Consider the following 13,993-nt stretch of genomic DNA (forward strand, 5'->3'; position numbering starts at 1 on the left):
ATGCCCGTCATGTCCAGAAAGCACTCGTCGATGGAATAGACCTCCTGGCCACAGCCCAGCGTCTCGGCCATGGTCATCATCCGGTGGCTCATGTCCCCGTACAACTCGAAGTTGGCCGACAGGGCGATCAGATCCGCTTCGGCCTCCAGATGCCGGATCTTGAACCAGGGTGCCCCCATCTTGATGCCTAGGGCCTTGGCCTCTTCGCTGCGGGCAATCGCACAGCCGTCGTTGTTGGACAGCACCACCACTGGGCGGCCGACCAGTTGGGGATCAAAAACCCGCTCGCAGGAGGCGTAAAAGTTGTTGCCATCGAGCAGGGCAAAGACAGGCGGAGCCATGGCGTGGCGAACAAGCAGTGCAGACCGCTCACACCGGCATGCGCTTGACCACCGAGACCACCACGCCCCAGATCACCAGCGTCTGCCCGTCTTTGAGCAGGATGTCGGGGAAGTCCGGGTTGGCCGCCTGCAGCTTGACCATTCCACCGCGCTGGTACAGCGTCTTGCAGGTCAGCTCGTTGTCCACCACCGCCACCACCGTCTGGCCGTGCTTGGCCTCGATCAGCCGGTTGACCACCAGCAGGTCCCCGTCGTCGATGCCCTTGCCGATCATCGACAGACCGCGCACCCGGGCCAGGAAGGTGGACGGCTCGTTCAGCCCCAGTTGCTCGACCAGATCGACGCGTTGCGTCTCGAAATCCGCCGCAGGCGAAGGGAAGCCCGCCGGGGTGCTGTGCTCCACCCGGGGCATGGTCAAAGCCGCACCCGGCCCAAAGCATTGGAGAATGGCCGCACGGCCTTCGGACCGGCCCAGGACTTCCAGCATTCGACCCATGCGTCAATCCAGTTCCCAGACCGAGACCTTGGCCGCCAGGGCGATCGAGTTCAGGCGGCACACGTCCCGAGACGAGGTCGCGCGGTTGATGGCGCCACCCTTGCCAGTCAGTCGGCGGATCAGTGCTTTGAGGCTCATGGGTATCTCCGGCGGGGTGAGGGATAAGCTCACGAAAGTGAATGAATGTTCACCATTGTGCTGATCTATTCAATCCCCTGTCAAGCCCACCCCAACCCCTGACTGTTGCATCCGCGCATCCTGGCGCGGGCACTGCTACAGTGGCGAGGCTGGCTATGCCCAGCCCCGTTTGCCTCCCTGAACGGGCGCGTGCCTGGCACGCTTGCGCCCGGTCCCGTCTCGTGCGGTGCCGGGTTTCTTTTGAGTGGGTTGGGATTCATCCCCAACCAGCGTGGGCAAGCCTGTGGATAAGCGCCCGTGAAGTGAAACAATGCGTTGATCTGCAAGGCCTCCGTCACCGCTGCCTGTTTCATGGGCACCGGTGATCCCCGTCTCCACCGGTATGTGCACCCACTTCAGCCCCACCCGCAACGGGTCATGGACACGAGCCACCCTCGGGGTGGACCTGCCCAGCCAGCCGTGCCCGCCCGAGACCTATCCCGGCTACGCCGCTCCTATCGCATTGAAAGACGGGCAGGGCGGGGTGCAATGCACCCTGGCCCGCTTCGGCCTGATCCCGCACTGGACCCAGGACGCCCAGGCGGCCACCCAGATCGGCCGCAAGACCTACAACGCCCGCACCGAGACGGTGGCCGAGAAACCCAGCTACCGCACCCCGTGGCGCCAACGCCGGTTTGCCATCGCGCTGCTCGACGACTTCTTCGAGCCCAGTTGGGAGACGGGCAGGGCGGTGCGCTGGCGCATCCAAAGAGCCGACGGCCAACCCATGGGTGTGGCCAGCATCTGGGACCGCTGGACAGACACCGACACCGGCGAGATCGTCACCTCCTTCTCCATGCTCACCGTCAACGCCGACGGCCACCCGGTGATGGGGCGGTTTCACCGACCGGGGGATGAGAAGCGCAGCGTGGTGGTTTTACCGCCTGAGCAGTTCCAGGCCTGGCTGAACGCCGACGTGAACGAAGCCATGCAGATGTGCGCCGTGCCCGCAGGCGGGACACTGACCGCTGAACCGGCACCGCAGGCCAGACCGCGAGCCGTGCAGAACCTGCCAAAGACACCACAGGCAGCCCCAGCAGCCGAAGCCCCTGGCGCCGCCCCAACCACCCACACCAACTCGCAGCCCTCGCTGTTCTGAGCAGAGCCTTCAGACCAGCTGGTTGACCTGGGTGCCCAGAGAGCCGGAAGTGGCCAGGGGCAGGTTGGCCGGAATCGCTTGCAGCAAAGCTAGTGTGCCCGAGGCCTGCACGTCCAGGGCCTTCTTCAGCACCGAAACCTGAACCTCCTGGGCCAGGTTGGCTTGTTGGGTCTGCACAGCGGCGTTGACCAAGGCGGTGGGGGAAACGTCCATGCTTTAAGCTCTCCAGAGACACCCAAGATATCGGAACGGATGGCCAAGACATGAGCGTGGGATGGAAGATGTGTGGAAAACGGACGAGCCGGTTACCCCCATCTAGATTCGTACGTAGTGCTCTGATTCCAGGTAAAAGATCCATGGGCGTGACTGGCGCCATTCGGGATTGCCCGGTGCGCCGCATCGAGAGGTCGGCCGGGTCGCTGTGCACAGTGAACTGAGCACCTGAAGGACGCGTGAGCGAGGAGCTCCTGGGCGCGCTCAGGCCGCGCACTAAAAAAGCTCATGGCGCACGCAATTCATGCGCGCGACCGCGCCGTGCATGTCGGTGGTGCCTTCGCCGAGAAGGGTGTCCTTGAAACTGTGCAGTATGCACAGTGCGCGCAGTAGCCCTTGAACAGGCGATTGGCGCGTAGGCTTGGCACGTTGTTTGCGCAAAGCGTCGCATCAACCACCGGAGTGACGCCATGTCCCAAGCCCCCGACCTTGACCACGACTATCCCCTCAGCGAGGTGCCGCCCGGCGCTCGCAAAGGACTGATTTCCACGTCCCTTGTGCTGTTCGGATTCACCTTCTTCACGGCCACCATGTTTGCCGGCGGCAAGCTGGGCATGGCCTTCGACTTCAAGACCCTGCTCTGGGCCGGCATCACCGGCAACCTGCTGCTGGGCCTGTATGCCGCTGCGCTGGGCTATATCGCCTGTCACAGCGGTCTCAATTCCGTGCTCATGGGGCGCTTCTGCTTCGGCGAGACCGGCAGCAAGCTCTCCGACTTCGTGCTGGGCTTCACCCAGATCGGCTGGTACGCCTGGGGCACCGGCGCCATCGCGGTCGTGCTGGTCAAGATGCTGTCCCTGCCAGCGGCATGGACGGTGCCGCTGATGGTGCTGTTCGGTTTCGGCTTCAGTCTGACCGCCTTCATCGGCTACCGGGGCATGGACCTGCTGTCGCGTGTGGCGGTGCCCGCGATGCTGGCCTTGCTGCTGTGGTCGCTGTGGATCGCGACACGGGATGTCGGTGGACTCGACGGCCTGCTGGCGATCCAGCCCAAGGAAAGCATGAGCTGGAGCATGGCCATCACCCTGGTGTTCGGCACCTTCGTCAGCGGCGCGACCCAGGCCACCAACTGGACCCGCTTCGCGCGCAGCAGTCGGGTCGCCGTGCTGTCCAGCCTGATCGGTTTCTTCATCGGCAACGGACTGATGATCCTGGTCGGTGCCTATGGCGCCATGGTCTATCAGCAGCCCGACATCGTCGAGGTGATGGTGCTGCAGGGCCTGTCGATGGCGGCGGTGGTGATGCTGTTCCTGAACATCTGGACCACGCAGGACAACACGATCTACAACTTCGCGGCTGCCGGCTGCAACATGGTCCGCAAAGATCGCCGGGGCACCATCACCCTCGTCGGCGCGGGCGTCGGCACCCTGCTGGCCATCGGCGGCATGACCGACATGCTGATTCCCTTCCTGCTCCTGCTGGGCTCCATCATTCCGCCCATCGGCGGGGTGATCATGGCCGACTACTTCCACGGCCACAAAGGGCGCTACCCGAAGCTCAGCGCCACCGCCCTGCCGCGCTTCAACTGGATTGGCCTGAGCGCTTACTTCATCGGGGCTGTCTGCGCCTACTTCTCGCCGTGGGTGGCCCCGCTGGTCGGCATTCTGGTGGCGGCGGTGAGCTATGTCCTGATGTTTGAAGTCAAGCGTATGTTCCTGTCCCGCTCGGTCCTGCAGGCCGCGGACGCCTGAGCGTTGCCCGAGGATGGACCCGATGAGTCTGAGCGTTCACGACATCTTGCTGCTGCCCGGTTTGCAGGCGTTGCGATGGCGCGCCGGGCAGGCCGGGGGCCACCACACCGTGCGCTGGCCTTACGTGGCGGAAAACGCCTCGATCTCCGACTGGGTGCGGGGCGGCGAGTTGGTGTTCGTCACCGGCATCAACCAGCCCCGCGACGAGACCAACCTGCTCCAACTGGTGCGCGAAGCGCACGCACGCGATTGCGCCGGCCTGGTGGTGCTGACCGGTCCGCTGTTCATCCACGACATTCCCGCCAGCGTGCTGGCCGAGGCCGAGCGCCTGAAACTGCCGCTCATCGAGCAGCCTTACGAGCTGCCGATGGTCGTGGTGACCGAAGCCATCGGCTCGGCCCTGGTACAGGCGCAATGGCTGGGCAGTTCGCGTCTGCAGTTGATCGAGCAACTGCTGGATGCGAGCGTGGTCGATGCAACCTTGCTGGCACACCGCGCCGGGCGGCTGCACATCGACCTGCACCAGCCTCGACAGGTGCTGGTGTTGCAGTTGGACGGGACCGCGGAGCTGTTCCGTTCACTGGCACCCGAGGCGGCCGAGGCCCAGTTGCAGGCCTTTCGCCAGTGCGTGATGCAGCTGCTCGACAGCCGGCTGCATGCGCTGGGGCAGGCCTTGCCGGTGGTGACCCAGGGGGATCAGTGGGTGGCGCTGCTGCCCCTGGCGGCCGACGGTGAGCCGAACCGCCACCGCGATGGAGCGCAACGCTTGCTGCAAGCGCTCAACGCGCCGGAAGGCCCTTTGCGGGTCTATGCAGGACTGAGTGCTCCCTGCCCCGACGCGACCGACTTTCCGCGCGGGCTGGGCCAGGCGCGTCAGGCGCTGCTGGCCGCCCGCTCGTTTCCGGAGCGACTCGGTCTGTGCTGCTTCGAGGAGCTGGGTGTGCTGGAGTTGCTGGTGGCCATCCGCGACCGCAACCTGCTCGACCGCTTTCTGCGCTCCACCCTCGGCCCCCTGCTGAGCCACGAAACCGGGATGGCTCCGGTGCTGATCCAGACCCTGGAGGCCTGGATGCAGGCCAATGGCAACCTGGTGGCGGCGGCCCAGCGCCTGGGCGTGCACCGCAACACCCTCAACAACCGCATGCAGCAGATCCAGTCCCTGATCGGACTGGATCTGGACAGCCCCATGCACCGCCTCAACATTGCTGTCGCGCTGATGATCTGGCGCCTGTCTTTCAACGCCTCTTCCCAACCCCCCTCTGCCTCTGTATGAACCACATTCGCAATGCCCGACTTCGCGCCCGCAAGGGTCTGTTTTCCATCGCCTGGACGGAGGGGCGTATCACCGCGGTCCAGCCCCAGGCTGACACATTGCCAATCCTGGACGGCGAGGAGGGTGTACTGGATGCCGGTGGTCAGCTGGTGATCCCGCCCTTTGTCGAGCCGCACATCCACCTGGACGCTGCCCTGACGGCGGGCGAGCCCAACTGGAACCTGTCCGGCACCCTGTTCGAGGGCATCGAGCGCTGGGCCGAGCGCAAGGCGCTCGTGACGCCCGAAGACACGAAATCTCGCGCGCACCGCACGATCCGCATGCTGGCGGCCCATGGCATCCAGCACGTGCGCAGCCACGTGGACGTCACCGAGCCGGGGCTGAGCACCTTGCAGGCGATGCTGGAGGTGCGCGAAGAGGCGCGCCACCTCGTCGATTTGCAGATCGTGGCCTTCCCGCAGGAAGGCATCGAGTCCTTTGCCGATGGCCGGGACCTGATGACGCAGGCGGTGGCCATGGGGGCCGACGTGGTGGGCGGCATCCCGCACTTCGAGAACACGCGGGACCAGGGCGTGTCCTCCTTGCATTTCCTGATGGACCTGGCCGAGCGGAACGACCGGCTGGTCGATGTCCACTGCGACGAGACCGACGACCCAAACTCGCGCTTTCTGGAGGTGCTGGCCGAGATCGCGCGCGTCAAGGGCATGGGCAGCCGGGTCACCGCCAGCCACACCACGGCCATGGGCTCCTACGACAACGCTTACTGCTACAAGCTGTTCCGACTTCTCAAAAAGGCGGGGCTGAATTTCATCAGCTGCCCCACCGAGAGCATTCACCTGCAAGGGCGTTTCGACAGCTACCCCAAGCGCCGGGGCCTGACCCGCGTCCCCGAGCTCGACCGCGCCGGGCTGAACGTCTGCTTCGCTCAGGACTCCATCGTCGATCCCTGGTACCCGCTGGGCAACGGCAACATCCTGCGCATCCTGGACGCCGGGCTGCACATCTGCCACATGCTGGGCTACGAGGACTTGCAGCGTTCGCTGGACTTCGTGACCGACAACGGCGCCCGCGCGCTGTCCCTGGGCGACCGCTATGGCATCGAAGTCGGCCGGCCAGCCAACCTGGTGCTGCTTTCGGCCCAAAGCGACGACGAGATGCTGCGTACCCAGGGACAGGCGCTGCTGTCGGTGCGGCACGGCCAGGTCATCATGAGCCGCCGGCCTGCGGAGGTGAGCTTGGTGTGAGGGGTGCGGGGTTGCGCGGGCGCATCACCGCCGAGCCCATCCAACCGTCCCCCTGTGTGACTGCTTCATAAGTCCATCGGGTCGGTTCTGCGCCTGAAAGGGCCAAAAGTTGACACGGTCAATCCGGCCCCCTCTCCGGAAATAAGGGCATGGGCGACCAAGGAGCACGCCCTGCGTCAATCTGATTACACTGCTACCCCACGACGCGCACGGGGCTTGCCTGTGCCGCACAACCTGTTCTGCCGATGTTCGATGCCATTCATGGAGTTTTCTGCAGGATGAACAGGGCCTCGGCGTTCAGGCATCTGCTGGTGGTGGCCCTGCTGGCATGGCTTTTGGCCTGGGCGAGCGCTGCCCAGGCCCAGGACCACATCGTCGAGCGCCACTGGTTGGAGGATCCCTCTGGGCAGAAGAACTGGCCAGAAGTTCAGCAATCACCCACCCAGGCGTTCAAGGGCACCCTCAGCCGTGGCTATGGGCGCTCGGTGATCTGGCTCAAGCTGCGCATCGATCCTGGCGTTTCTGCCCGAAAGGGGGTGGACGCCGATCGCCTGGTCTTGCGCATCCGCCCGGTTTACCTGGATGAGGTTCGGCTCTTCGATCCTCTGGTGGGCGGTGCGGTGGCCCATGTGACCGGAGACTTGCAGCATCCTCGCGGCGATGAGTTCGAAAGCCTGGACTTCACAATACCCATCGCCAGGGGGGAGGCCCCCCGCGACATTTGGCTGAGCCTGCGTTCGACCAGCACCCGACAGATCCACGTCGAGGCGCTGAATGTGGACGACCTGATACGCCAGACGCAGCGCCAGGCGATCTTTTTTGCGGGCTACATCGGCTTGGTGGCCGTTCTGGCGCTGTGGGCCATCCTGCAGGCGGTCTTTAGCCGAGAACCCGTCATCTCGGCCTTTGCCCTGGCCCAGGTGACGTCGTTGAGTTACGCCGTCGTCTCGTCGGGCTATTTGCGGTCGGTCTGGCCCGCCCAATGGCCGGCCGGGTGGATAGACCAGTCCTCGAGTTTGCTCAGCATAGTCTCGGTCAGCTCGGCGGTGCTGTTCCATGTCCTGCTGCTCAGGGAGTTTTCGCCGCCGAGGTGGGCCACGCGTCTGCACCTGGTCTTGCTCGGGATTTTTCCGATCAAGTTGGTGTTGTACGCATCGGGCATGGTGTCCGCGGCACTCCATCTCAACCTCAGTGAAGTAACCTGGTCGCCCTTCATTTTCCTGTTGTCGGTGTACCTGGCCACAGGCTGGCAGGCCGCCACGCCACAGCGGCCCGCCATGGCCCGGCCGGTGGTGCTCCTGTTTTACGTCGTGCTGGTGATCACGCTGATGTTTGCCGCCTTGCCCGGACTGGGCTTGATCTCCGGTTCGGAGATGACGCTTTACATCATACAAACCCACATCCTGATCACCGCCTTGCTCATCCTGGTGATGCTGCAGTACCGCAGCCACACCAAGCGCCAGCAGCAGCGCAGCACCGAGATGGCCCTGCACCTTACCCAACTGCAGGCCCAGCAAGAGCGCGAGGTCAGGGAAGAGCAGGGGCGGCTTCTGGCCATGCTGGCCCACGAACTCAAGACCCCCCTGGCCGCCATCCTCATGCGCCTGGATCAGAGCGAGACCGGCCGAGAGATCAAGCAGTCCATCGGCGACATGAACAGGGTCATCGACCGGTGCCTGCACGCCACCCAGGTCAGCGACGGACAACTCCAGGCGCGGCATGTGACGGTGGATGTGTGCGAGCTCATCCGAAAGGCCATCGCCGGCGTCTCCTGCCCTGGCCGGATCGGCTTCTCGGCCGCCCAGCCTTGCCTGGTTTCAACGGACCCACAGCTGTTGCTGATTGCGCTGAACAACCTCCTCGAGAACGCCTGCAAATACGCGCACACCGACGGCCCCATCGAGGTCGAGCTCCAGCGCCCTGCCCAAGGGGCTGTCCTGCACATCACGGTGCGCAACCCACCTGGGGTTGCGGGGTGGCCCGATCCCGACCAGGTGTTCCACAAGTACTACCGCTCCACCCAGGCCCGGCGCCAATCGGGCACCGGCCTGGGCTTGTACCTGGTCAGGAATCTGATGCGCGCCCTGGCTGGTGATGTCCGTTATGTCCCCGACGAGCGTTGGATCCGTTTTGTTCTGAGCTTGCCGTCAGGCTCTGCTGCTCCAGGCGAACGACCGTTTCCATGATCTGGTGCGCGGCCTGCAGGATGTCGCGGACACATTCGTGCTGTCCAGGGCTCAGGTTGGGGTCGCATTCCAGCAATTGACCGAACCCCAGGATGGCGTTCATGGGCGCACGCAATGCCTGAGCCAGTGACCTCTGAATGGCGTCATCTCCTGTGGGGGGAGTGCCTGAGTGGCCGGATGGCTGGCCCAACGTGGGGGCTGGGGCGGTGCCGGGCTGCACAGCCTTCATGGCCGCGACAACCGAAGCTGCTGCGGTGACGAAGCGGCGATGCGGAACACCCCCACCTCCGCCAGCAGCGTCTGGGCCTGTTGTTGAAGGCTCTGCGCGGCCGCTGCCATTTCCTCCACCAGCGCCGCGTTCTGTTGGGTAGCCTGGTCCATGTGGGCGATCGCCTCGGTGGCCTGTTGCACGCCGTGGCTTTGCTCCAAGCTCGCTTCGCTGATCTTGGTCATCAACGCGCTGGCTTCTTTCACGGTCTGGACGATCTCGCCCATGTTCGCCTCGGCGCGGCCCACCAGCTCGCCACCGAGCTTCACCCGCTGGCCGCTGTTGTCAATGAGGACGCGGATTTCTTTGGCCGCGTGCGCGCTGCGCTGGGCCAGGCTGCGCACTTCACCGGCGACGACCGCAAAACCACGCCCTTGCTCGCCGGCCCTGGCCGCCTCGACGGCCGCGTTGAGCGCCAGGATGTTGGTCTGGAACGCCAGGCTGTCGATGGTGGCGGTGATGTCGTTGATTTGCCGGCTGCTGTCGGCGATGGCGGCCATCGTCGCGGTCACTTCGTTCATCACGCGTTGGCCGCGCTGCGCCAGTTCGGTGGCATGCACCACCATGGCGCTCGCGCTCTGGCTGCTTTGAGAGTTGTGGCCGATGGTGCTGCTGAGCTCCTCCATGGAGGCCGCGGTCTGCTCCAAGGCGCTGGCTTGCTGCTCCGTGCGCCGTGACAGGTCGTGGTTGCCCGAGGCAATTTCCGCACTGGCATTGGCCACTTGCTCGGCGGTTTGTCTCACGCCTGCCACCGAGGTTTCCAGTCGCTGGGTCATCAGGCGCAGCGAGTGCAGGGTGCTGCGCTCGTCCCCCGCCCGTGTGCGGATCGCGACGGTGAGGTCACCGGCGGCCACCGCCTCGACCACCTGCTTGAGCACGGCCGGGTCGCCGCCAAGTTCGCGGGTGACCACACGCAGGTACGCCGTCAAGCCCAGGAGGCCCGCAGCGATCAGCAGCACGGCCACCACCACCACGTTGCGGTCCAGGAGCGAAAGCTCGGTGATTTCGGTGATCCGCTGGGACAGGGCCTCACTCTGACGGGATTTTTCCGCGGCGAGCGGGGCCAGCAGCCGGTTGCGGCTGGGGATGGTCTGGTCGACCAGAAAGGCAAACGCCTCTTCACGCTGGCCGGCCACGATCAGGGCCACGTTCTGCTCGGCCACCTGCCAGAAGGTGTTCATCAGTGCGGGCAGTGGCGCAAAGGCGGCGCGTCCCGCCTCGTCTGTCATGCCCTGTCCGAAGCGGTCCAGGGTTTGCTGCAGCATGGCTTTTTTGGCGGCAATGTCTTGCAGCGTGGTGTTGAGTTCCTGCTCGTCGCGCGACAGGATGGCGTGGCGCAGTTGCAGCGAGGACCGGGTGACGTTGAGCTCCAACTCGCCAATCAGGCCAAGTTGAGGGACGTTGACCTGGTTGATGCGGTCCGCTGCGTCGACCACTTTGCCCATCATGACCCAGACCGTGACGGCCGTGACCGTCATCAAGGTGAGCAGCACGGCGCTAGACAGCAGCAGTCGCTGGGCAAGGGTCAGACGGCGCATGGGGACCTTCGTGGAGCAGGGGGTTCAGGGAAAGAGCACAGATTCGGTCACCGGGGCATGGACCACGATTGCGGTGTGTGGACCGCAAAGCACGGCGTGTGCAAGCCCCGGCGCAGCATTCACGGCTTGTTGTCTGGGGCCAGGGGGGCGGCCATTGGGCACAGGCGCCTGGCCTTGCGCGAGCGCTCGGCCAGGGTGGAGACGACCCCAACCAGGTTCACCGGTGTGACCGGTTTGAGCAGGAAATAATCGCCGCCGGCGTTCAAGGCCTGCAGCTGCAGGTCCAGCTCCTCCTCGCTGGAGAGGAACAGAATGGGGGTCTGGATCAGCGCCGCCTCTTGTCTCAAGACAGCCGCCAGTTCTATGCCGTTCACCTCCGGCATGTACATGTCGAGCACGACCACGTCGGGCCGGTAGCTGTGGACAGCCTCCAGCAGTTGCAGCGGCTGTCTGAGCGTGAGCACATCCAGGCCGATGTTGGTCAGCATCTGGGCGTGGTGCCGCAGGGTGACGGCGGAGTCGTCCACGATCAGGACCCGGTGTGGGCGCCGTCTCTGGTGACTCAGCCATTCGTCCAGTGCCGCGCAGAGGTCCACCGGTGGCAAGGGCCAAAGCAGGTGTCTGGTCACGCCGGCGCGCACGCTGGTCAGCCGCGCTTGGATGTCGGTCTGGTCGCACACGGCGACCAGTTCTCTGAACGCCCCGAGTTGCGCCCGCAACGTGACCAGCCCGTCCCGATCCCTCAGCAGGTGGGGGTGCATGACCAGCACGGCCGCCAGCGGGGTGTGGGCCAGCGACTGACCCAGTTCCGTCGTGTTCGTGAAGGCTTCGCAGTCGTAGCCGTGACCGATGAGCGCCTCCACCAGCGCTGAGACGTCTTGTGCGTCATGGCACAGCAGGCCAATGCGCTCCGGGGAGGTCGTGGGGGTGTCGCAAGCAGGCAGAGGCAAGGGCGAGAGCATGGGGATATGGGGCAGGAGGCGGCTCACTCTCGGCTGCTGGGGCACGGATTGGGGCGATTTGCCCAGGCATGGGACTGGCGGCAGCACATCCAGAGTGGATGTCTAGGACAATAAGGGTGCGCGTCTGTCCCAGCCCTACAGAAACCCTACCTCAGGGCCACGGCAGCCCTGGCCTCAGTAACACTGCAGGTCGAGATCGAGGCGGTAGCCGTAGCCCCTGACGGGCGGTATCGCCCCGGTGGGAGCCCCGACCCGGTGCAGTTTCTGCCGCAGCCGGACCATGCGGACCTCCAGCGAGGCTTTGGAGTAGGTCTCTGGATCGACGCCGATCATGTGCATGATCTGCCAGGTTTCCAGCCGCCGCGACTTGGCTCGGCTCAGTCCGGTCAGCGTGCTCAATTCGCTTTCGGACAGCGTCTCGGTGCCGTTGGGGCCGTGCAGTGTGCGCGTGGCCAACTCCACGCGGAACGCGCTGGCCTGGGGCAGGCCGGTGGCAGGCCTCGGGGCGTCGAGGCGTCGCCCCAGCGTGCACACGGCCGCCAGCAGTTCGGCCGGGTCCACCGGTTTGGGCAGGTAAATGTCGGCCCCGCTTTCGTAGCCAGCCAGTTTGTCATCCACCTGGCCCCTGGCCGTCACCATGATGATCCCAACGTAGGGCTGCGCCGCGCGCAGGCGCCGGGACAGGCTCAGTCCGTCTTCGCCAGGCAGGTTCAGGTCGATCAGGTACAGGTCGGGTGCCGGGTCCAGCGGCATGTCATCGATGTCTTCGGCGCAGACCAGCCCGCTGGCCCGGTGCCCGTTGCGGTTGAGCATTTGCACCGTGGCATGGCGCAGGCTGTCGTTGTCTTCGATCACCAGGATGTTCATGCCGAGGGCTCCGAGGCATCCAGCGGCAACCAGCAGACAAAGCGGATGTGTGTGGAGGTCGGCACGTAGTCGATGTGTCCACCCAGCAGACGGGCCAGGCCGGCGATCAGGAACAGCCCCAGACCCGCGCCGATCTGGCGGTGCGCGTGCGGCGCCCGGTAGTACTTCACAAACAACTGCTCCGGATCGGGCCAGCCCGCGGTGCCTGGCTCGTTGATGACCTGGACGGTCCAGCCCGGGGTGCCCGCGCGGCTGTCTGTGCCGGTCAGTACCCGGATGCGACTCTGCCGGGGGCTGTACTTCGCCGCGTTGTCGATCAGGTTGTCCAGGATCGTGCGCAGCATGGGTGGGTCACTGTTCAAGGGCGGGGATGCTGCCTCGCACGTCAGGTCCAGCCGGGCGTGCCACCGGCTTTCCGTGATCGCGCGCTGCACCAGCGCCACAGCGTCGCACGCCTCCAGCCGAGGCAGGAGGCGGTTGTCGCCCAGCTGTCCCGACTGGATGCACCGCTCAATGACGTCGTTCATGTCGCGAACCGCGCGGCTGATCTCGGCGCCGTCCTGGCGCTGGACCGTCTCGGCCAGCATGCCGATGGCGGCCAACGGCGTCTTGAGCTCGTGCGCCAACATGGCGAACAGCTTTTCTTGCTCTTCGCGCTGGCTGCGTTCCCGCTCGACCTGCTGCTGGGCCAGGGCGGCCATCCGGACCAGTTCGTCGTTGGCCTCCTTCAAGGCCTGGTTGATGCGCTCGGTTTCGGTCTGGGCGGACAAGAGCGCCTGTTCGTAGCGCTTGCGGGCGTCGATGTCTCGGGTGGTGCCGTACATCATCAGGCGGTCACTGTCGGCATGGTGCCGGAAGTTGGTCAGCACCTCGGTCCACAGCGGCGTTCCGTCCGACTTGAGCTGTTCGATCTCATCGATAAAGTGGGTGTCTTCGTTGATGCGCCCCGACCTGAACGCCTGGGCCCTGGTTCGCACAAGTTCGAGCGTCTGTTCGCGCTGAGTGGGCGGCAGCCATGCACCGAGTGTTTGCTCCATGACCTGTCCTGGGGGGTATCCGAGCATGTGGTGGACGTGGGGGCTGACGTACTGGAATTTCAGGCTGTCCACATCGAGTGCCCAAACCACCTCGCGCAGGCTTTCGAGCAGATGCAAGTGGTCGACGGGATCAACGCCCGGTGCAGGCCTGGCGTCCGAAGCGGGATGTTTGCAAGACATGGCTCCAAGTCATGCATTTGGTTGAAGAATACGGTGCTGTGCCCCTCAAATGCCTACGTAAATCCTACTCTGTTCACGATGGCTGGGTCCAGTTTGTGCCGGTTCGGTGTGGGTGCATTCCTTGTCCTGGATATCTCCCAAACGGGGAAAGGGACAATTCCCCTGCACGTCCGACGGCCTGAGCAATGGTTTGCGCGCACCCGTCGCCAGCCTGTCCAGGCGCTCACCCACATCAACCGCACCCCAGCATGGCCTGGTATCACACAGACGCCCCGTGCGAACAACCTATCGAATACCGCAGACGCCTCCTTCAAGCCGAAATCGAAGCCCAGGCTCAACGTCCGCGTTGAAGGAGCCCACC

12 protein-coding genes and 1 pseudogene are annotated in these 13,993 nt (G+C 64.9%); 5 read left to right on the forward strand and 8 right to left on the reverse strand.

The annotated features are described in order from the left end of the window. The 3 genes and pseudogenes from HA630_RS09490 to HA630_RS24735 all read right to left on the reverse strand — a co-directional run. Positions 1–341: pseudogene (locus tag HA630_RS09490) on the reverse strand (DNA polymerase V subunit UmuC); the annotation flags it as partial. A 28-nt stretch (positions 342–369) separates the two neighbouring features. Next, positions 370–837: a LexA family transcriptional regulator gene (locus HA630_RS09495; RefSeq protein ID WP_243855423.1), complete on the reverse strand. Its 468-nt coding sequence runs from the start codon at positions 835–837 to the stop codon at positions 370–372. Positions 838–840: 3 nt separating this feature from the next. Then, positions 841–975, reverse strand: a complete 135-nt coding sequence (locus HA630_RS24735) for a hypothetical protein (protein ID WP_256368626.1) — start codon at positions 973–975, stop codon at positions 841–843. A 382-nt stretch (positions 976–1,357) separates the two neighbouring features. Here HA630_RS24735 and HA630_RS09500 point away from each other — a divergent pair, with 382 nt between their 5' ends. After that, positions 1,358–2,113 carry an SOS response-associated peptidase gene (locus HA630_RS09500; protein ID WP_166834309.1) on the forward strand — a complete coding sequence of 252 codons (756 nt, stop codon included), beginning with the start codon at positions 1,358–1,360 and terminating at the stop codon, positions 2,111–2,113. Positions 2,114–2,122: 9 nt separating this feature from the next. Here the strand turns inward: HA630_RS09500 and HA630_RS09505 are convergent, their stop codons facing one another. Then, positions 2,123–2,326 (reverse strand): YjfB family protein, encoded by a 204-nt coding sequence (locus HA630_RS09505; protein ID WP_166834311.1) that lies wholly within the window; start codon positions 2,324–2,326, stop codon positions 2,123–2,125. Positions 2,327–2,796: 470 nt separating this feature from the next. Here HA630_RS09505 and codB point away from each other — a divergent pair, with 470 nt between their 5' ends. The 4 genes from codB to HA630_RS09525 all read left to right on the forward strand — a co-directional run bounded on the left by codB (position 2,797) and on the right by HA630_RS09525 (position 8,780). Then, entirely contained in the window at positions 2,797–4,077 is a 1,281-nt protein-coding gene (gene codB, locus HA630_RS09510; RefSeq protein ID WP_166834313.1) for a cytosine permease, read from the forward strand. 22 nt (positions 4,078–4,099) lie between these two features. After that, positions 4,100–5,350: a PucR family transcriptional regulator gene (locus tag HA630_RS09515; protein ID WP_166834315.1), complete on the forward strand. Its 1,251-nt coding sequence runs from the start codon at positions 4,100–4,102 to the stop codon at positions 5,348–5,350. Continuing rightward, complete coding sequence (gene codA, locus HA630_RS09520) at positions 5,347–6,594, forward strand: cytosine deaminase (protein ID WP_166834317.1); 1,248 nt, start codon at positions 5,347–5,349, stop codon at positions 6,592–6,594. The genes HA630_RS09515 and codA overlap by 4 nt, the downstream gene beginning before the upstream one ends. A 245-nt stretch (positions 6,595–6,839) precedes the next feature. Further along, on the forward strand, positions 6,840–8,780 hold the full coding sequence (locus HA630_RS09525; protein WP_166834300.1) for an ATP-binding protein: 1,941 nt from the start codon (positions 6,840–6,842) through the stop codon (positions 8,778–8,780). Positions 8,781–9,005: 225 nt separating this feature from the next. Here the strand turns inward: HA630_RS09525 and HA630_RS09530 are convergent, their stop codons facing one another. The 4 genes from HA630_RS09530 to HA630_RS09545 form a co-directional block, all read right to left on the reverse strand. Next, positions 9,006–10,586: a methyl-accepting chemotaxis protein gene (locus tag HA630_RS09530; protein ID WP_166834302.1), complete on the reverse strand. Its 1,581-nt coding sequence runs from the start codon at positions 10,584–10,586 to the stop codon at positions 9,006–9,008. 119 nt (positions 10,587–10,705) lie between these two features. Then, positions 10,706–11,548: a PleD family two-component system response regulator gene (locus HA630_RS09535; protein ID WP_166834304.1), complete on the reverse strand. Its 843-nt coding sequence runs from the start codon at positions 11,546–11,548 to the stop codon at positions 10,706–10,708. Between the two features lie 174 nt (positions 11,549–11,722). Continuing rightward, positions 11,723–12,415, reverse strand: coding sequence for a response regulator transcription factor (locus tag HA630_RS09540; RefSeq protein ID WP_166834305.1), 693 nt, complete (start codon positions 12,413–12,415; stop codon positions 11,723–11,725). Next, positions 12,412–13,569: an ATP-binding protein gene (locus tag HA630_RS09545; RefSeq protein WP_166834307.1), complete on the reverse strand. Its 1,158-nt coding sequence runs from the start codon at positions 13,567–13,569 to the stop codon at positions 12,412–12,414. Before HA630_RS09545 ends, HA630_RS09540 begins: the two co-directional genes overlap by 4 nt. Positions 13,570–13,993: the final 424 nt, after the last annotated feature.

The sequence above is a fragment of the Aquabacterium sp. A08 genome (assembly GCF_011742065.1).